Annotated in this window: 18 protein-coding genes and 1 riboswitch; of the genes, 3 read left to right on the top strand and 15 right to left on the bottom strand. The window is 47.4% G+C overall.

Annotated features, from left to right (window positions below; translation table 11 throughout):
• Positions 1-36: 36 nt before the first annotated feature.
• On the bottom strand, positions 37-477 hold the full coding sequence (locus tag DRW41_RS02095) for a MarR family winged helix-turn-helix transcriptional regulator (protein ID WP_115450302.1): 441 nt from the start codon (positions 475-477) through the stop codon (positions 37-39).
• A gap of 207 nt (positions 478-684) precedes the next feature.
• On the opposite strand from DRW41_RS02095, the gene DRW41_RS02090 reads away from it, so the two are divergent.
• Complete coding sequence (locus tag DRW41_RS02090) at positions 685-1,911, top strand: MFS transporter (protein WP_115450301.1); 1,227 nt, start codon at positions 685-687, stop codon at positions 1,909-1,911.
• Between the two features lie 93 nt (positions 1,912-2,004).
• Here the strand turns inward: DRW41_RS02090 and DRW41_RS02085 are convergent, their stop codons facing one another.
• A complete protein-coding gene (locus DRW41_RS02085) occupies positions 2,005-2,532 on the bottom strand; it encodes a hemerythrin domain-containing protein (protein WP_115450300.1) in 528 nt (175 codons plus the stop codon).
• A gap of 207 nt (positions 2,533-2,739) precedes the next feature.
• Between DRW41_RS02085 and DRW41_RS02080 the strand changes: the two genes are divergently transcribed.
• Positions 2,740-3,081 (top strand): hypothetical protein, encoded by a 342-nt coding sequence (locus tag DRW41_RS02080; RefSeq protein ID WP_115450299.1) that lies wholly within the window; start codon positions 2,740-2,742, stop codon positions 3,079-3,081.
• Positions 3,082-3,251: 170 nt separating this feature from the next.
• Here DRW41_RS02080 and DRW41_RS02075 read toward each other — a convergent pair whose 3' ends face one another.
• From DRW41_RS02075 to DRW41_RS02030, 10 genes are all read right to left on the bottom strand, one after another.
• Complete coding sequence (locus DRW41_RS02075; protein WP_115450877.1) at positions 3,252-3,536, bottom strand: ferredoxin family protein; 285 nt, start codon at positions 3,534-3,536, stop codon at positions 3,252-3,254.
• Positions 3,536-4,831, bottom strand: a complete 1,296-nt coding sequence (locus DRW41_RS02070; protein WP_115450298.1) for an FAD-dependent oxidoreductase — start codon at positions 4,829-4,831, stop codon at positions 3,536-3,538. The genes DRW41_RS02075 and DRW41_RS02070 overlap by 1 nt, the downstream gene beginning before the upstream one ends.
• The gene (locus DRW41_RS02065) at positions 4,824-5,855 is read right to left on the bottom strand and encodes an electron transfer flavoprotein subunit alpha/FixB family protein (protein WP_115450297.1); all 1,032 of its coding nucleotides are present in this window, start codon (positions 5,853-5,855) and stop codon (positions 4,824-4,826) included. The genes DRW41_RS02070 and DRW41_RS02065 overlap by 8 nt, the downstream gene beginning before the upstream one ends.
• Positions 5,856-5,887: 32 nt before the next feature.
• Positions 5,888-6,712 carry an electron transfer flavoprotein subunit beta/FixA family protein gene (locus DRW41_RS02060; protein ID WP_115450296.1) on the bottom strand — a complete coding sequence of 275 codons (825 nt, stop codon included), beginning with the start codon at positions 6,710-6,712 and terminating at the stop codon, positions 5,888-5,890.
• Between the two features lie 342 nt (positions 6,713-7,054).
• Entirely contained in the window at positions 7,055-7,288 is a 234-nt protein-coding gene (locus DRW41_RS02055; protein WP_245959314.1) for an aspartyl-phosphate phosphatase Spo0E family protein, read from the bottom strand.
• Between the two features lie 259 nt (positions 7,289-7,547).
• A complete protein-coding gene (locus tag DRW41_RS02050; RefSeq protein WP_115450295.1) occupies positions 7,548-8,072 on the bottom strand; it encodes a 1,2-dihydroxy-3-keto-5-methylthiopentene dioxygenase in 525 nt (174 codons plus the stop codon).
• A gap of 93 nt (positions 8,073-8,165) precedes the next feature.
• The gene (locus DRW41_RS02045) at positions 8,166-8,795 is read right to left on the bottom strand and encodes a methylthioribulose 1-phosphate dehydratase (RefSeq protein WP_115450294.1); all 630 of its coding nucleotides are present in this window, start codon (positions 8,793-8,795) and stop codon (positions 8,166-8,168) included.
• A complete protein-coding gene (locus DRW41_RS02040) occupies positions 8,789-9,463 on the bottom strand; it encodes a 2-hydroxy-3-keto-5-methylthiopentenyl-1-phosphate phosphatase (RefSeq protein ID WP_115450293.1) in 675 nt (224 codons plus the stop codon). The genes DRW41_RS02045 and DRW41_RS02040 overlap by 7 nt, the downstream gene beginning before the upstream one ends.
• The gene (locus DRW41_RS02035) at positions 9,460-10,668 is read right to left on the bottom strand and encodes a 2,3-diketo-5-methylthiopentyl-1-phosphate enolase (RefSeq protein ID WP_115450292.1); all 1,209 of its coding nucleotides are present in this window, start codon (positions 10,666-10,668) and stop codon (positions 9,460-9,462) included. The genes DRW41_RS02040 and DRW41_RS02035 overlap by 4 nt, the downstream gene beginning before the upstream one ends.
• Before the next feature lie 111 nt (positions 10,669-10,779).
• A riboswitch (SAM riboswitch) is annotated at positions 10,780-10,882 on the bottom strand.
• An 83-nt stretch (positions 10,883-10,965) separates the two neighbouring features.
• On the bottom strand, positions 10,966-12,138 hold the full coding sequence (locus tag DRW41_RS02030) for a pyridoxal phosphate-dependent aminotransferase (RefSeq protein ID WP_115450291.1): 1,173 nt from the start codon (positions 12,136-12,138) through the stop codon (positions 10,966-10,968).
• A 119-nt stretch (positions 12,139-12,257) separates the two neighbouring features.
• On the opposite strand from DRW41_RS02030, the gene DRW41_RS02025 reads away from it, so the two are divergent.
• Positions 12,258-13,040, top strand: a complete 783-nt coding sequence (locus DRW41_RS02025) for a carbon-nitrogen family hydrolase (RefSeq protein WP_115450290.1) — start codon at positions 12,258-12,260, stop codon at positions 13,038-13,040.
• Between the two features lie 50 nt (positions 13,041-13,090).
• On the opposite strand, the gene DRW41_RS02020 is transcribed toward DRW41_RS02025, so the two are convergent.
• From DRW41_RS02020 to DRW41_RS02010, 3 genes are all read right to left on the bottom strand, one after another.
• Entirely contained in the window at positions 13,091-13,672 is a 582-nt protein-coding gene (locus tag DRW41_RS02020; RefSeq protein ID WP_115450289.1) for a DUF2087 domain-containing protein, read from the bottom strand.
• Between the two features lie 420 nt (positions 13,673-14,092).
• A complete protein-coding gene (locus DRW41_RS02015) occupies positions 14,093-16,387 on the bottom strand; it encodes a thiamine pyrophosphate-dependent enzyme (protein ID WP_115450288.1) in 2,295 nt (764 codons plus the stop codon).
• 2 nt (positions 16,388-16,389) lie between these two features.
• Positions 16,390-17,400, bottom strand: a complete 1,011-nt coding sequence (locus DRW41_RS02010) for a 2-oxoacid:acceptor oxidoreductase family protein (RefSeq protein ID WP_115450287.1) — start codon at positions 17,398-17,400, stop codon at positions 16,390-16,392.
• Positions 17,401-17,458: the final 58 nt, after the last annotated feature.

Raw genomic sequence — 17,458 nt, 5'->3', positions numbered from 1 at the left:
AAAAAAGCGGCAATAATGCCGCTTTCAAAATATTTGTTAAAACTTACCGGATGGCAGCCCCAGTTTCTTCAAGAGAGTAATTGCCTGTTCGCGTTCTTCATCAGTTAGGCGCGACATCAATTCATGGATGTTCCGTTCATGCTCGGGAAAAACTTCCTCGATGAACGCTTTGCCTTCATCGGTAATTCGCGCATAGGTCACTCTTCGGTCACTTGGGCACGCGACCCTTTGAAGATACCCTTTTTGCTCAAGCTTATCGACGACATACGTAATGCTGCCGCTCGCTATCAGGATCTTCCCGCCAATTTGCTGAAGAGGCTGGTCGCCTTTGTGGTAAAGTAGCTCAAGGACCGCGAACTCGGTCGGGTTCAGGCCATTCTCCTGAATAAACTTATTTACCTGCTCATTAATAGCTTTATAAGCCCGCGATAGGACAATATAAAGCTTTAGTGATTGTGAAGTAGATTCTTTTTCCATTTAAATCAAATCCTTTTATGGCTAATAAAATAATCTTGAATTCAAGATAATTATAATAAACTTTTTCGCCCTTGTCAACGGCTCTTCTTACAGTAACTTCCATACACTACTTTACCCATAAATTAAACTAAAAATTGATTCTTTTTATTTTTAACGGGACGAAAATGCTGTAATATAGGGGGGACAAACTTAAGGGGAGTTTTCCACATGAACCAGGCAGCAGTAATCCAAAAACCCACCCAAGCCGAACAGGCAACTGCATATAAAATCCTGTTTATCATTGGCGTATGCCATTTGTTGAATGATTCGCTCCAGGCGGTCGTTCCTGCCATGTTCCCGATTATCGGCAAATCTCTGGGTCTTAGCTTCACCCAGCTCGGCATGATCGCCTTCGCGCTGAATATCGTTTCCTCCGTCATGCAGCCCGCCGTCGGATTGATGACAGATAAAAAACCAATGCCATATGCACTGCCGGCCGGTCTTGCCTGTTCAATGGCAGGTATTCTTGGCCTCGCTTTCGCTCCGAATTTTGTACTAATCATTCTTTACGTTATTTTTATCGGAATCGGCTCAGCGATTTTCCATCCTGAAGGATCCCGTGTCGCCTATCTGGCGGCTGGACCGAGAAGGGGACTTGCCCAATCCATTTACCAGGTCGGCGGGAATTCCGGCCAAGCTTTGGCTCCGTTAATCACAGCACTAATCCTTGTCCCATTCGGGCAGAGAGGGGCGGCTTTGTTTTCCGTAGTAGCAGGAATTGCTGTAGTCCTGCTCGTGTATATTGCACGCTGGTACTCTGGAAGGCTTTCTGCGGCAAAGAGTGCGGCAGTAAAACAAGTGGGGAAAAGCGCCGGGAAGAACCCTCTGGCGAAAGGCGTCATTCCGGCGCTGGCATTAATCCTGCTCCTGATTTTCGCCCGCTCCTGGTATATTTCCGGAATTACAAACTTTTACGCTTTTTACGCAATCCAGGAATACTCATTTACAATCAAGCATGCGCAATACCTGCTTTTCGCATTCCTCGTCGCGGGTGCTGCCGGAACATTTTTTGGCGGGCCAATTGCCGACAGGTTCGGGAAAAAGAATGTCATCTCCGCGTCCATGCTTTTCGCGGTCCCTTTTTCGGCGATTATGCCATTTTTGCCTCCCGCTGCTGCGCTTGCCTGCCTAATCCTGAATGGTTTCATTTTGATGACAAGCTTCTCTGTAACGGTTGTGTATGCCCAGGAACTCGTGCCTGGAAAAATTGGGCTGATGTCCGGGCTTACGGTGGGCCTCGCCTTTGGGATGGGAGCGATCGGTTCGGTTGGCCTTGGCTATATCGCCGATCTCGCGGGCCTGAAGGAAATGATCACTGGAGTCGGCTTCCTTCCATTAATAGGCTTGTCAGCGTTTCTCCTTCCGCCGGACAAAAAACTGGAGCAATGGCAATAGAAGTATGTAAGCATCCGCTGGGGCCGCACCTATTTTAATTAAAACGCGGCAGCCGATGTAAATTCGGCTGCCGCTTCATTAGTGATATCATTACTAGATTTCTCTTATTCTGCGGTATAGTTCCTCTTTCTCTTCCTCTGATAACATCCGCTGCGCCATTGGGAATAGGACATTTTCCTCCTTGGCGAAATGCTCGGTCAATGTATAGTAAGCTTCTTTGATCCGGTCGGCCATCCCCCGGATTTCATCCTCGGAAAATTCCGCACCTTCTTCCGCTGCTTTGGTCAAATAAGTGCCTATCAGGTCCTTTGCCCGGTCATGTTCATACTCCATTACAGCGATAGGGCCAGAAGTACGCCCAATATACTCCCCCATCATTTCGAACAGCACGCCTTCCTCCCGGTCGGAATGGGGGCCCAAATCGGCAATGAATAGCTTTGTCTTTTCAGTCAATTCGAAGAATGTTTCCTTTATATATTCGCCTCTTTCAATTTTCCTGACTGCCTCAAGCAGGCCATCCAATTGGGAAAGAAGGGGGGGATGCTCCTCTTTTAATTGTTTCAGTCCGGAACATAGTTCAACTTCCCCTGCTCCTCCAAATGCGCTCAAGCAACCGTTCATTTTTATTTCCCCTTTCAATAGATTGTTATCTGAGAACATTATAGGAAGTTTTCAACCAATTAGTTGTGATGGCGGTCACATGCCACAAATTCGTCAAAAAGGAATGGGTACGCTTACAATTTTCGAAAATTTTTAACATTTAACCTGTCATCCACCGCCAAAGATTTCATATAATTTAGTTAGAACCAAAATAAGGAGGGACAAAGCTTGAATTTCCCACATTATAGAGACTTTTATCCAAAAAGTATGATGCCGATCGGGATGAACGACACCGCCTTATTAAATGAATCCCCCTTTGCGGATACAGGCGCCACCCATTGGCTTATCGCGCTCCAGGGTGAACATGAAGGGCTGCCAGCAGGGTGCTGCAATTGGAAGGTGCTCGTCTACACATCCGACCCTGAAGGTGCATTCAGCTGGGAGAACCCTTATTACGCCTCCACATTATTGGAGTCGATCGACTCCGCAATCGAACTTGCGCAACAAATCGAATCATTTGGGAAAAATGATGTACTTTGCACAATGGGCTCGGATAAAAAAATCAGCTGACCGTCCCATCTTCCTCTCTTTTGCTTCTTCTTTTTGCCTTCATTTGTGAAATCCCGTACATATCATGCAAATAGTGTTTATTCCACCCATATACTTATTAAAAGGTTGAATGCACGTAAAAAAGCTGTCCGCGAAATGAAGCGGACAGCTTTTTTGAAATTCATATTACCTTAGGCGAGGCGGAAGACGATGCCATGCCCGCCTTTTGGATATTCCCATTTGATATTCTGGTAAGGACAGCCAATCCTGCAGCTGCCGCACTCATGGCAGCCTTCAAAGCCTACCTGCATCCGCTTCCCTTCCCATTTGTACACTTCGGCGGGGCAGAACACAGTACAGAGCTTATCAGGGCATTTTGTCGCGCAAATATCATGGTCAAGAACGGTTAGATGGGACTTCGTGTCACACCTGAAACGGAGGAGATATTGTTTTTCTTCCAGAGTCTTGGTTGACATTATTTCACCGCCTTCCATGCGCGATAGACATCCTGCAGCACCTTGAGCGTGCCGCGTTCACTAGTAATACTCTTCATGATTTCCTTCTGCTTGTCGCGTTTAGGTGTTCCGTCAACCGTGAAGAATTTGCTCATTGCCTGGTTCATCATTGGTACGTATTCCTTGAAATACTGTGGATATTTTTCAAATGTGTGTGCCGCATCCTTGTACTTTTCAAGGTCTTTCATGATAAAGCTGCCATAAAGCGCTTCGCGATAACTGTTCAGGCTTGCTTCGCTGTAATTGCCGCGAGCTTTCGCCTCAATAATCGCTTCCGCGGCCAGCTTTCCGGAATACATGGCCATATTCGACCCTTCCCGGTGAATCGCATTGACAAGCTGCGCTGCATCCCCTACAACCACGACCCCATTCCCGGCGACCTTTGGAACCGACCTGAAACCGCCTTCAGGTATGAGGTGGGCCAAATATTCTGCTGATTCCCCGCCTTCAAGCATCGGGCGCACCATCGGATGGGTCTTTAGGTAATCGAGCAGGTCATACGGCTTCAGTTTCGCTTTGATCATGCTCGATAAGGTTGTTCCAACTCCGATATTGAGGCTCTCTTTATTTGTATATAGGAAAGCAGTACCTAGATTCCCTTTTGTGGAATCCCCGAATATTTCAATCGTACAGCCGTGGTTGCCTTCAAGATTGAACCTGTCGTTAATTTTTTCCTTTGGAAGATTGATAACTTCCATCACTGTCAAAGCAACTTCATCAGGACGGAACTCTTTATGGAAACCAAGCTGCTTACCTAGAAGGGAGTTAACTCCGTCGGCCAGGACAACCACGTCAGCGTACACATCGCCGTCTGGCCGGTCCGTCCTCACCCCGATCACCTTCCCGTTTTCTACGATGCATTCGGTTACTACAGTCTCGTTGATCAGAAGCGCGCCCTGTTCGACGGCCTTCTGGGCGAACCATTGGTCAAACTGAGCCCTAAGGACAGTGAAATTATTAAATGGTTCACTTGCCCATTCCATACCTTTATACCCGAAGGAAACGACTGATTCCTTATCCATCATCCAAAAACGCTGTTCGACGACTGGCCGCTCAAGTGGCGCTTCTTTCCAGAACTCGGGAATCAATTCCTCAGTCTGCTTCCTGTAAAGGACTCCGCCCATTACGTTTTTACTTCCAGGGTATTCCCCTCTTTCAATCAGCAGCACATTCAATCCATTCTTCGCGCACACAAGGGCGCATGCCGTGCCGGCTGGGCCGGCGCCAACGACGATTACATCAAATTTTTCAGGCATAACTGATTTCACCGCCCTTTTGGTTCCGCATCTGTTTGAATTGTTCTGTCAATTTCGGGACGATTTCCAGTGCATCCCCTACAATGCCGTAGGTGGCCACATCAAAAATCGGCGCGTTTGGATCTTTGTTGATTGCAATGATGATTTCCGAGTTCTTCATGCCGACGACATGCTGGATCGCACCGGATAAGGCAATCGCAAAGTAGATTTTTGGCGTGACCGTTTCCCCGGTCTGCCCGATTTGAAGATGGTGGGGCAGCCAGCCGGCCTCCACTACATCCCTTGTTCCCCCGACAGTCGCGCCAATCGCGTCTGCAAGGTCGTAGAGCATCTGGAAGTTTTGCAGGTCTCCCATTCCTTTGCCGCCGCAAACAATGACATGGGCTTCGGCAAGATTTGCCTTATTTGTTATGTCTTTCACAATTTTAAGCACTTTTGTACGCATATCTTCTTCCGAAAGCGCGATTTTTTCTTCGATGATCCTCCCTGTACGGGAAGGATCCGGTTCGAGTGCTTTCATAACCTTTGGCCTGACCGTCGCCATTTGAGGCCTGTGCTTTTTGCAGAGGATGGTCGCCATGATATTTCCACCGAACGCCGGCCTGCTTGCTTCAAATAGGCGGTTGTCCATATCAATATCAAGCATTGTCGTATCCGCGGTCAACCCGGTATTCAAATCGGTCGCGACGGCGCTTGCCAAATCCTTTCCGTTTGGCGTTGCGCCATAGAGAAAGATTTCCGGTTTATATTTTTCGGCGAGCATGATGACGCCTTTCATGAATGACTCCGTCCGATAGTGCTTCATGACCGGGTGGTCGATCATATAAACCTCATCGGCCCCGTGCGCGATCACTTTTGAAGCAAGCGGCTTAATGCCATCCCCCATCAGGACTCCGGCAAGCGGTACTTCGAGCTTATCGGCAAGCGTTCTTCCCGCGCCAAGCAATTCAAGTGATACGCCTTCAATTACACCATCCGTTTCTTCTATAAAAACCCAAACCCCTCTGTAATCATCTAAATTCATCAGAATCCTCCTATCCCCTTATGCTGGTTTGATTAGTTTGCCGATTTGGGCATTAATAGCTCTCTTTTGTCCATTAGGAGGCTTATTAGCTCCTTTACCTGATCATCGGCTGTGCCTTCGAGCCTTTTTCCGCCTTCCGGCTTTGGTGGGGAAAACATTTTGCCTACGATGGTCGGAGACCCCTTAAGGCCTAGCTGGGTCCGGTCAACATTTTCAAAATCACTCACAGCCCAGATGACAGGCTCGTACCTGGCAGCCTTGATCATATTCGGAAGCGGCGAGTATTCAATATCATTTATTTCCTTTTCGACGGTCAGAAGGCAAGGGAGCTGGGATTGTATGAGCTCATGGCCATTTGTTTGCTTCCGTTTTATCAGGACTGTCTTTTCCTTTAAGTTTACTTCGGCAACTTCAATCACATTAGTAACAGGAGGAATATCCAGCCTCCTGGCAATTCCAGGGCCAACCTGCCCCGTATCCCCATCGATGGCATGCTTTCCGCAAATCACCATGTCGATTGGCATTTCCTTGCTGATTTTTTCAAGCGCTTTTGATAACGCATAGCTTGTGGCTAGCGTATCCGCTCCGGCGAACGCCCGGTCCGAAATCAGATAGCCCCTATCGGCACCGATTTCGACGCTCCTTTTAATGACAGCCGTTGCTTGGGGCGGTCCCATCGAAAGGACAGAGATCGTTCCCCCTGTCAGCTTCCTGATCTTAACGGCTTCCTGGACAGCGTGGGCGTCGTATGGATTCAGGATGGCTGGCGCGCTCCGGCGGTCAAGCGTATTTGTTTTGGGATTGATTTTAATGATTTTTGTATCTGGTACCTGTTTGACACAAACAACAATATGCATGTACTACCTTCCCCTCTGCAATAAATTTGTGTAAGCGCTTCCCTATTACTTAATCAAATGCTTTGTATTACGATATATGAATCATAAAACAAGCATAGTACCAACAATAACGGCGAGAACCCATGGTACGCTGACAAGGGTATAATCCGGCAACGGCCTGGAAAGCGGGAAAACCGTCCAGTGGGATGAATATCATAGCTGTTAATTACTACTATAAAAAATATTCAGATATAGACAATGATATAAATCACATTTGGAAGTTTTTTAAATAAATTTTGGATAGAATGTTGGATTATTTCCATAAAAAAAAGAGAATGCCTATACGCATTCCCTGCCGATGTTTTATATGGCCGCGGAGACCGCCAGCCTTTCCCTGTTGTTTGTACGAGCAAGCCGCCAGTTTAAAAGGATATTGCCCCCCCGGTTTGGGTACTGTGAGGCGGTTTGCCTTGCTTTTTGATAGGCGACAATCAATTCATCAAGTTCCTGGCTGTATTGAATTGTCATTTCATCTGTAAATCCATTCTCTTTTGCCGATTCAATCATTACTTTTCGTTTCCGCTGAATTTCATCCATCAATCGCAACAATTCGAAGCTATTCATAAACACCCTTACCCTGCCTCCAACTGAATCCATTATTTTACAATAACCATAGGTACCCTTGAAGTAAAAAGGGGCACCTGTTGAATTATGCCAGCCTTTGGAAGTAATGTAAATAGATTCGCAAAACAGGTCAAAACATCTAACGTTTCGCCGTTTTTCGACATTGTCCTCACCATTTTTCCGAAAAATGCAAATGGCCGGCTCCAACTGGAATCGGCCCATGCGAATATATTTATATAGCTTTTTCGTAAATTGGCACCCAGCCTTCTTTCGTAACAAAAATCCGGATTGCCACAACTTTCCTGTCCTCCTGGAGGGTAAAATAGTGACGGACATTTTCAGGAACAGAAATAAGGTCGCCCGGGTCAAGGTTAACATCAAAAAACTCACCATTCTTCCCCTGGATGACAAAGATGCCGTGGCCGCTGACAATGAAGCGGACTTCGTCGTCAGTATGATGGTGTTCCCTCTTGAAATTTTCCAGGAGTGTATCAAGGTTGGGAGTCGAGTCTGACAACGAAATGACATCCTGTGCTTTGTAGCCCCTTCGTGCTGAAATTTCCTTGATTTCATTTTCGAAAGTTTTCAGAATTTCATCTTTGTCTCCATCGGACAGAGCAAAGTTTTCTTTCAGATTCTCCGGCAGCTTGCCTACATTCCAGTGTTCATAAATAACTTCCTGTGATTCCAGGAAGGCCGCTACTTCTTGCTGCCCGTGTAATTGTTCACCGCTATTTTGAAAGTTGATCCATGCCATTTTAAATACCTCATTCCTATAATAAGTTTTTGCAGTACCTTGCCAGGCTGGTTTGGCTTTCCTTAAACCCGGTTTATTTCTAGCCTGGCTCTTTTAAACTACCTTAAATAATTGAAATGGTTTGTGCTCGAGGAGGCGGAGCTGATACCTGAACAAAAATTCTGAAGCCTCCAATACCTTTTTTGCTTCAAAAGCATTTCTTCCCCACACGGTGATTCCGTGGTTGCGGATGAGCACCGCTCCTGTATCTCCGTGGATATGATGCGAAAATTCCTTCGCCAAAGTCGGGATATGGGCAAAATTCTTGATAATTGGGATCTTGAGGACCGCATCTTCATCCCATTTATCAAACGCCTTAATAATCTCCTGGCCCTGGAACGATACCTCGCCGCGATCCCCGTATATTTCGGATATGACATTGTTGTCGATTGTATGGACATGGAGGCTGCAGCCAGCATTTGTCCTTCTGTATATTTCAACGTGCAGCAGTGTTTCGGCCGAAGGCTTCAAATGTGTTTCCCCAACTGGCCTGCCAAATTCATCAACTAGCAAAAAGTCCTCATCCGTACGCTTTCTTTTATCTTTCCCGCTCGCAGTTACAAGGAATTGCAGCGGCTCACCGCTCACTTTTATTGCAAGGTTGCCGCTTGTTCCCATAAACCAATCCCGTCCCGAAAGCTCATCCTTCACGTCAGCAAGCTCATTCCATTTTTCGTTCAGCATGCCCGCTCTTTCACCTCTGTCCTTTTTTTAATTGATGCTATGCAATCATAAAAGTTGTTAAATGAATCATGGGGCAGCTCCCACTCCCCGCACTTTTCAAGCAGCAAATCACGCGCCAGGACGAAATCCGCCTGTTTTGCGGCTTCGAGATCCGTTACCGAGTCGCCAATTACTATCTTAAAATAGTCGCGCCCATGGCCTAGCCGCCTGATGACACTTGGCTTGCAGCAGCCGCAGTCATTGCCGCAGTTTTCGTCACAGCTGTTGGGCCAATGGATTTCGATTGTTTCACCGCTAAAGTCCGATGTATTGCAGAAAACCCCATCAAACGGACCATATTGGGAAAGTAGCGGAAGAACGAAGAAATCGATTCCCCCGCTTACGATATACAAAGGAATGCCTTCTTCCCTTGCATAAGCGACGAATTCACCGAATCCTTCCCTGATTTTCGCCTGTCCAATCACAAACTCGGCAATCCGTTCCTTATCGCTTGAGGAAAGCAGTGAAAATAGCTCGCCAACCCCTTTCCTGATTGAGATTTGTCCCGATAGGATTTGGTCCTTAATCGGTTCCCACTCTGGCGGGGCGAAGGCTTTCATAATTGAAATAATGTTGTCTTTTTCGGTTACCGTTCCATCAAAATCACAGTAAATGACAGGTTTTTTCATTTTGCCGCCTCCTTTTTCGGAGTACCCCACAGTTTCAAAGCTGTTTTAAGTTCCTGGCGGCTTTCAGAGGCTTCGCCAAGGCTTATACCACACAGAACTGCGTCAATTGCCTGGCGGAAAGCTCTCCCGCCCGCGGAAGCTCCTCCAGGGTGCCCATGGACCCCGCCGCCCGCGTTGATGACCGAATCAATTCCGAAATCGGAAATCAGCAGTGGCACAAGGCCGGGATGGATTCCAGCAGACGGAACCGGGAAAGCCTTTTTGAATGTACTTTCAACCGTCAATTCCTCAGCAATCCCAAGCGCGCTTTCCCTTTCCAATGCCACCGAACCGTATGGTGAAGGAAATAAAGCAAGATCGGCGCCGGCATACCTGAGCAATTTTCCTAATAAGAGCGGATGGGAAACGCCATATACAGGCGATGAAGCGATTGCACCGCTGAAGGCTGGATGCGCCATAATCGGCAGGCCAATGCTGTCATCCTCCCTCAATTCCTGCAAGACATCGAGCCCGTAGGAAAAAACATTGAACAAGAGCGCATCCGCTCCATCTTCCGCGAATCTTTTCGCCTTATCCCTTAGCTCCGAAGTCCTCCCTGTCAGGTTTACGGCGTAAAGCGTCCTGTGCCCTGTTTCGAAAAATACTTCATCTAGGACCCGTCGTCCCGCTTGAATTCTTTTTCCCGAAGGAGTCAACGGATTTTCGAAAAGGATTTCGTCATCTTTGACAATATCAATCCCTCCCAATGCCTGCTCCTTTAATTGACTTGAGAGGAAATCAATGTCCTTTCCAAGGACCCCTTTAAATATGCTCATTAACAGGGGCCTATCATGGACATCCAGCCTTTCCCGCACTCCCTCAATCCCAAAGCGCGGCCCAGGGAAAAAGGATCTAAGCTCTTCGCCAAATTCCAGGTCAAGAAGCCGGATTTTCCCATCGAGCGACAATTTTCCAAACACAGTGGTAAGAATAGCGGGAAGGTCGGCGGAAAAATTGGCTGCGGGATATGCAATCGAGATTTCCGCAATGCCATCGTTGATTTGTTCAGCAGATACGACTCTTCCTTTGTGCTTCCTTAACTGCTCCTGTTCAAGAGCGGGCAGGCTTGTCCATGAACCGACCGTAAGGCCCAATGCGATTTCCTCCGCTTTTTTCTCGGGATTCCTTTCATCCCCGACGTGATATGTCGCTATCAATTCACTCATGATGTCCATCCTTTCCTGGGCGGTGTTTCTTGTCCCAACACAGGCTTGTTTTTGTTTTTTGCATTAAAAAAACCCCTTCCAAAGAAGAGGTTAGCGCGGCAAACTAATCTCTTCTCATCTATCAGCTTTCGCTGCAAGAATTAGCACCGTGCTTAAAAATAAGTCGGTTGCCGGGCTTCATAGGGCTAGTCCCTCCGCCTGCTCTTGATAAGAAATGATTTTTATATATTTACTATTTTCATAATGTTAAGATTTAATTTGGATTATCGCAGGAAATAAATTCAATGTCAATATTTTTTAAAAAATGTCCAATGCTTTTATCCGGCTGACCGCTTCCGAAAGCCGCTCTTCCGATGCGAGGAGGCCAACACGGACATAGCCTTCGCCAAATTGGCCAAATCCAATGCCGGGCGCGACCATGATATGCGCTTTCTCCAGCAAATAATCGGCAAACTCCATCGAGCTGAATCGTTCCGGGATCTTCAGCCAGGCAAAAAAGGAGCCTTGCGGTGCGGCGACATCCCAGCCAATTTCCCTTAATCCGCCAATTAACGCCTTTCTTCTGCCTTTATAAAGAAGGACCAGCTCCGCGACACAGTCCTGCGGGCCATTCAATGCTTCCGCGGCGGCTTCCTGGACAGCACCGAACAGGGAAACATACAAATGATCCTGCATCAGTTCTATCGCTGAAATTACGCTCTGATTCCCAACGGCGAACCCGACCCGCCAACCGGCCATGTTATATGTTTTTGACAGCGTATAAATTTCAATGCCAATCTCTTTCGCACCTTCAGACTGAAGGAAGCTGACAGGCTTCTCACCTTCAAATCCTATTGCCCCGTAGGCAAAATCATGGACGACGCAAATGCCATGCTTTTTTGACATCGACACAGTTTCATCAAAGAACTCTTTTGTCGCAACCGCGCCGGTTGGATTGTTTGGGTAATTGAGAATCATCAGTTTGGCGCTTTCCAGTGTATGCGCCGAAATCGCTGAGTAATCAGGAAGGAAACCGTTTTCCTCAAGGAGCGGCATCATTTCAAGCTTTACCTGTGCCAATGCCGCGCCTGATAAATAATCCGGATAACCGGGGTCAGGAACTAGCATCAGTTCACCCGGATTCATTATGCACTGCGGGATTTCCACAAGCCCAGCCTTTCCTCCAAAAAGGATGGCGACTTCCGTATCGGGATCCAAATCAACATTGTATTCCCGTTTATAAAAATCGGCCGCGGCCTTCTTAAGGTACTTGAAGCCTTGAAAAGGAGAGTATTTATGATTTAGCGGATTTTCAGCGGCCGCTTGAAGCCGCTTCACGATATGCGGCGGAGTCGGCTGGTCAGGGTTTCCCTGGCCAAGGTTTATGACATCATGGCCTTCTGCAATCGCCTCGCCAACCTTTTTGACGAGCCCCGCGAAAAATTGCCCTGGAAGGCTGTTCAATAAATCGGACTTGGGGTATTCCTTCACAATAAGCCACCTGCTTCTATATGAATTTATATTTTTATGGAAATCTAGTCACAAATGATATAACGTAAAAGATATCTTGTAAAGAGGTTTTTTACTTTTCTGAATTGGGGGAAATTAACTTGAAGATGAAAATTGCCATCGCGCAAATGGATATCGCATATGGTAATCCCGAAGAAAACTATATTATCGCCGATAGATTGATTCAAGAAGCGGTGGAAGAAAATCCTGACCTGGTTGTCCTGCCTGAATTATGGACGACCGGCTACGACCTCGAGAGGCTTGATGAGATCGCGGATGGCAAAGCGGCCGAGTCTATCGCTTTCCTTGAAAAAACAGCCGCGCAAAACGGGGTCAATCTAATCGGTGGATCGGTGGCGAACCGAACTGGCAACGGCGTTGAAAATACATTACTCGTCATTTCAAAGGATGGGAAACTTGTCCATACGTACAGCAAGCTCCATTTGTTCCAGCTGATGGACGAACATCATTATTTCATTCCAGGAACCGGAACAGCCAATTTCGAGCTTGAAGGCCGCGGGTTTGCCGGCTTTGTCTGCTATGACATCCGATTTCCTGAATGGCTCAGGAAGCATGCGTCCAAAGGGGCGGAAGCAATTATTGTAGTCGCGGAATGGCCAAAGCTCAGGGTCGCACATTGGCGCTCCCTCCTGATTGCAAGGGCGATTGAAAACCAGTGCTATGTAATTGCATGCAACCGGGCGGGTAGCGATCCGAAAAATGTGTTCGCTGGCCATTCGATGGTAATCGACCCGTGGGGCGAGGTAATCGCGGAGGCCGGGGAAGGCGAGGAAATACTTACAGCTGAAATCGACTTCGACAAAGTGAAGGAAGTTCGTGGAATCATTCCTGTTTTTGAAGACAGAAGGCCTGAACATTATTAAGAATAGTGTAAGAAAGGAGGCCCGCCGGCTGGAGGCCTCCTTATTGTGTTTTATGGCTTTGCCCACATTTCTTCCGGATTCAGCTCATACACTGCATTTTCCCTATACATGTAATGGTTGATGATGAATTCGCGCCGTATGGTAGCGTAATCCTCGTGAAACTGTTTAATGTACTCGTTTATTTCCCTTTCCTCGTACTTCACGCCCTTTTTCAGCCCTTTTACAATATGCTCAAATACAAAAAGTTTTTTCTTCCTTTGGGCCGGAATGGTCTTCAGTTTCCCATCCGCCGTAAAGAAATTACTGATTACCTTTTGTCTTTCCTGGCTAACATTCTCCATTTCTTCGACTTCCTCCCCTATTTTTTCGGCCAGCTGCGTAAGCGCCTTCGCATGCTGTCCCAGAACTTTTTCATTTAGGTAAAAATAAATTGTATTTTTGTCCCTTCTTTCAAAAACAACATGGACGTCCCGGAGTTTTTTCAAATGATGGGTAATCGTAGGCGGACTTAATCCAAGCTTGCCTGCAATCGCTTGCCCATGGAGTGACCCTCCTGCCAGCAGCTTGACGATACGGATGCGTGTCGGATCGCCCATCGCTTTATAAAAAGCAACCAGCTTGTCTAATTGCATATTTATCACCTTTACTAATTTGGTATATATCTAATTAGATTTATATCAAATCGTCAAGTTGCAGTCAATAGGTGTTTTGGTGATATTTAGAAATTGGGCAGGCAACCCCCGCGCTGGAAAGTTTGTCTAAATTGAGACAGTTTTCGATATTCGCCATCAAATTTTCGATATTTGCCTAAAATCTTTCGATAAAACAAAAATTTTTTCGATATCTCCTCGATAATTTTCGATATATTTTCTTGTCTCTTAAAAACAGTTCATTATGAAGGAATGGAAGACAAAATAAAGTCTAATAGCAAGCCCGGAAACCGAAAACAGCCTAAAGAACATGCACATCCCGCTCACGGAATTAAAAAAAGCGGCCCTTTTTCGCAAAAAGGGGCCGCTTCACTTAAGTTTTTTGTACCTGGACCGATCGGATTAAAGCATTGGGTGATCGTGCTTAGCTTTCAGGCGCTGCCAGCGTTTCTCGATTTCTTTTTCGAAGACCGCGAGCATTTCCTTGTTTTCTTCTTTCAGCAAATGCTTTGATTTGCCCATGTATTTAAGCCATTCGGATGCAGGCACCCGTTTGTTCTTTTCTTCCGGATTGTACGTGATTGCTGTCTTACCCTGTTCGATTTCATATAGCGGGAAGAAGCACGAATTGACTGCCGCTTCCATGATGGTGCTGCCATACCTGTCCTCCGATTTCCAATTCAGAGGGCAGGTGATCAGGATTTTTCCATAAACGGTCCCGACATTTTGAACGTACCATTGTGCCTTCGCGCCTTTTTTTACAAGGTCCTGCGGGAATGCCTCCGTACCCGTGAAGACATACGGAATATTCGCCGCGGCCATCAGCTGCGCAGTGTCCTTATGATGGAAGCTCTTGCCCTGCTGGGTCTTCCCGACGCTCGTTGTGCTCGTCATGTGGCCCATCGGGGTGGAATAGGACATTTGTGATCCAGTATTCATGTAGCCTTCGTTATCGTACTCTACAATGATCAGCTTATGGCCGCGGAGGGCGGTTCCAATCGCTGATCCCATCCCGATATCCATTCCGCCGTCACCCGTTATCATTACAAACGTCACATCTTCGGCAATTTCGATTTCCCCGCGTTTTTTCAGCTCAAAGAACGCCTCGACCGTACCGGACAACGTCGCCGCTCCGTTTTGGAAAAGGTTGTGGATCATCGTTTGCTTATGCGATGTGTATGGATAGGCTGTCGTCGTTACATAGGCGCACCCGGTCTGGTAGAGAACGACAATATCGCCTTCAATTCCTTTGAAGAAAAGTTCAAGCCCTGGGAAAATTCCACATCCAGGACACGCGCCATGGCCCGATCCCAGGCGCTTCGGCTTGGATGCAAGCGCGCGGAGCGGCGGGATTTTCACCTTTAATTCCCCTGTTTCCTCATCCATTTTCACATCGATAAGGCCCGATTTATACGATTCTCCATGCTGCGGTTCGATAACCGGTTTTAGCTCTTTTTCCGGATTCCCTGGCACAATCCCGTAATAATCAAACGGCTTTTCGGCAAATCCTTTTTCCTTTGCCGCGATGGCCATTTCAAAAAATGCTTCAGCGTCATCTGCGTAAAAATCCTTGCCCCCGAGGCCAAATACCCTGCTCAGGACAACCGTGGCGTTTTCCTTGTCTTCCTGGAGAGCCGACTTTACTTCATGTGTCAGGTTCGGCCCGTGCGCTCCATACGAATCGGCGCGCTCGCCAACAAGCAATGATTTTACATTTTTAAGCGCCTCACGGATTTCGTTGGCCGGGAATGGCCGGATGATATTCGGTGAAATGACGCCAGCCTTAATCCCCTTCGCACGCAGTTTGTCAACAACATCCTTCGCGGATTCGGCCGCGGAATTCAGCAGGAATAACGCTACTTCCGCATCCTCCATTTTATAAAGGTCAAGCACAGGATACTCCCTGCCTGAAAGCTTCGCATATTCGGCTGTAACCTCACGGAATACCTCGCCGGCCACATAGATTGCTTCGGATTGCTGGAAATGGTTGTTCATCAGGTCTTCGCCGTTCATATGCGCGCCGATTGTTACCGGTTTTTTCGGATCCCTTGCAAAATTGTAGTCCAGCGGGCACTCACCAACAAATTTCTGGACCACCGCGCGGTCCTTGAAAAATTCAACCCGCCTCTTTTGGTGGGAGGTGAAAAATCCGTCATAAGCAACGATGACCGGCAAACGGACCTTCGAGTGCTCGGCGATTTTCAGGGCCATGATGTTCATATCATAAACAGCCTGCGGCGTCCTAGCAGTCAGGATGACCCATCCCGTGTTCAATGCATAGTACAAATCCGAATGGTCACCCCGGATATCCAACGGCCCGCTTACAGCCCTTGTGACAAGGTTCATGACCATCGGAAAGCGCGTCCCCGCTTGGACCGGGAGCTGCTCAATCATATACAGGAGCCCGTTCGCGCTTGTCGCGTTGAAAACTCTCGCCCCTGTCGCCGCTGCGCCGTAGCAGATCCCCGCTGAGCCATGTTCCCCGTCGGCAGGAATCAGCTTAATGTCGTGCTCGCCCCTCGCCTTCATCATATCAAGGTATTGGGCTACCTCGGTTGATGGCGTAATCGGAAAGTACCCCATTATATGATAATTTATTTGCGCCGCGGCCATCGCGGCCATTTCATTGCCGGATTCAAACGTGAGTACTTGCTCCGCTTTTGCAGTTTCTTTTAATTGTTCTTCCAACATGGCCATTTCTATATCCTCCCCGCCGCATAAGGAAAGTTCTGCCTTACCCTGTTGGCTTCAGCGTAGCCAATCGTTTCGCGCAGGTCGCCAAGCGCATCGGTCGGGCATGCCTCAACACATTTCAGGCATCCTTTGCAGTATTGATAATCGATGCCCTTCAAAAACATTTGTTCCCGGCCGCGCTTGTCCTGCCCCTTTTCCCATACGAAGCAGAAGTCAGGGCAAACCGTATCGCATGATGCGCAGTGGATGCATTTTTCGATTTTTAATTCAGGAAGGAACCCTTGCCTTGAACCGCTTAAATCCTTGAGGATACTGTTCGCCGGAGCGGTAATCGTACCGCCTATCTCCTGTGTGAAATAGCCAAGGAGCGGAAGCGGCCGCGTAAACGTCTTCCCTTCCGCGCCAACCGGCGCATCATAAATCTTGAACTGGACTTCGTTGTATCCGCGCTCAAATGTCCTGATATTTGGTTCGACCAAATGAGGGTACTTCTTTTCAAACGTTTTTCTAATTACATTTTTCATGGCTTCTGGGTCAAGAAACTCACAAATCCGAAATAGCGCACCAAGCATCGCGGTATTTACTTTCGTTTTCTCCTCGACTGCTATTGTGAGTGCGTCGACAATCGCCAGTGTGCCGTATTCCAATTTCAAATCCTTTTTAACGCCGTCAAAATCCCGGGCGGAATTGACGAGTACAATCCCCTCGGCGTCCAGGCCGCTGACAACATTGACCATTTTATACAAAGCCTCATGGAAAACTCCGATAATGTGCGGCTGTTCTATCGGGCTATGATCCCGTATTTCAACATCCGGGTCGCAAAAGCGGATAAAGCTTTTTACGGGCGACCCTTTTTTCTCCGAACCATACGATGAAAAGTTCGAACCATTCAGGCCAAGGCCGAGAACCCCTGCTTCAGCAAGCATCTTTCCGGCAAGGTTTGCACCGAGCCCGCCAATCGATTCAAGGCGGATTTCAAAAAAACCAAGGTCATTTCTTTTTGGCAGAATTGACATGTTTCCCCTCCCATTTCCCTTTTACAATTTCAAAGCAGGGTTAAATGCCTGCTTTCCC

Origin of the sequence: Neobacillus piezotolerans (genome assembly GCF_003362805.1) — a bacterium.
Lineage (GTDB): Bacteria > Bacillota > Bacilli > Bacillales > Cytobacillaceae > Bacillus_D > Bacillus_D piezotolerans.
The sequence above is the reverse complement of the archived record's forward strand: the minus strand, read 5'-3'. Positions and strand labels throughout refer to the sequence as shown.

Coding starts and splice junctions, on each gene's coding strand:
- DRW41_RS02095 (WP_115450302.1), bottom strand. CDS start 477: ATGGAAAAAGAATCTACTTCACAATCACTAAAGCTTTATATTGTCCTA.
- DRW41_RS02090 (WP_115450301.1), top strand. CDS start 685: ATGAACCAGGCAGCAGTAATCCAAAAACCCACCCAAGCCGAACAGGCA.
- DRW41_RS02085 (WP_115450300.1), bottom strand. CDS start 2,532: ATGAACGGTTGCTTGAGCGCATTTGGAGGAGCAGGGGAAGTTGAACTA.
- DRW41_RS02075 (WP_115450877.1), bottom strand. CDS start 3,536: ATGTCAACCAAGACTCTGGAAGAAAAACAATATCTCCTCCGTTTCAGG.
- DRW41_RS02070 (WP_115450298.1), bottom strand. CDS start 4,831: ATGCCTGAAAAATTTGATGTAATCGTCGTTGGCGCCGGCCCAGCCGGC.
- DRW41_RS02065 (WP_115450297.1), bottom strand. CDS start 5,855: ATGAATTTAGATGATTACAGAGGGGTTTGGGTTTTTATAGAAGAAACG.
- DRW41_RS02060 (WP_115450296.1), bottom strand. CDS start 6,712: ATGCATATTGTTGTTTGTGTCAAACAGGTACCAGATACAAAAATCATT.
- DRW41_RS02055 (WP_245959314.1), bottom strand. CDS start 7,288: ATGGATGAAATTCAGCGGAAACGAAAAGTAATGATTGAATCGGCAAAA.
- DRW41_RS02050 (WP_115450295.1), bottom strand. CDS start 8,072: ATGGCATGGATCAACTTTCAAAATAGCGGTGAACAATTACACGGGCAG.
- DRW41_RS02045 (WP_115450294.1), bottom strand. CDS start 8,795: ATGCTGAACGAAAAATGGAATGAGCTTGCTGACGTGAAGGATGAGCTT.
- DRW41_RS02040 (WP_115450293.1), bottom strand. CDS start 9,463: ATGAAAAAACCTGTCATTTACTGTGATTTTGATGGAACGGTAACCGAA.
- DRW41_RS02035 (WP_115450292.1), bottom strand. CDS start 10,668: ATGAGTGAATTGATAGCGACATATCACGTCGGGGATGAAAGGAATCCC.
- DRW41_RS02020 (WP_115450289.1), bottom strand. CDS start 13,672: ATGCAATTAGACAAGCTGGTTGCTTTTTATAAAGCGATGGGCGATCCG.
- DRW41_RS02015 (WP_115450288.1), bottom strand. CDS start 16,387: ATGGCCATGTTGGAAGAACAATTAAAAGAAACTGCAAAAGCGGAGCAA.
- DRW41_RS02010 (WP_115450287.1), bottom strand. CDS start 17,400: ATGTCAATTCTGCCAAAAAGAAATGACCTTGGTTTTTTTGAAATCCGC.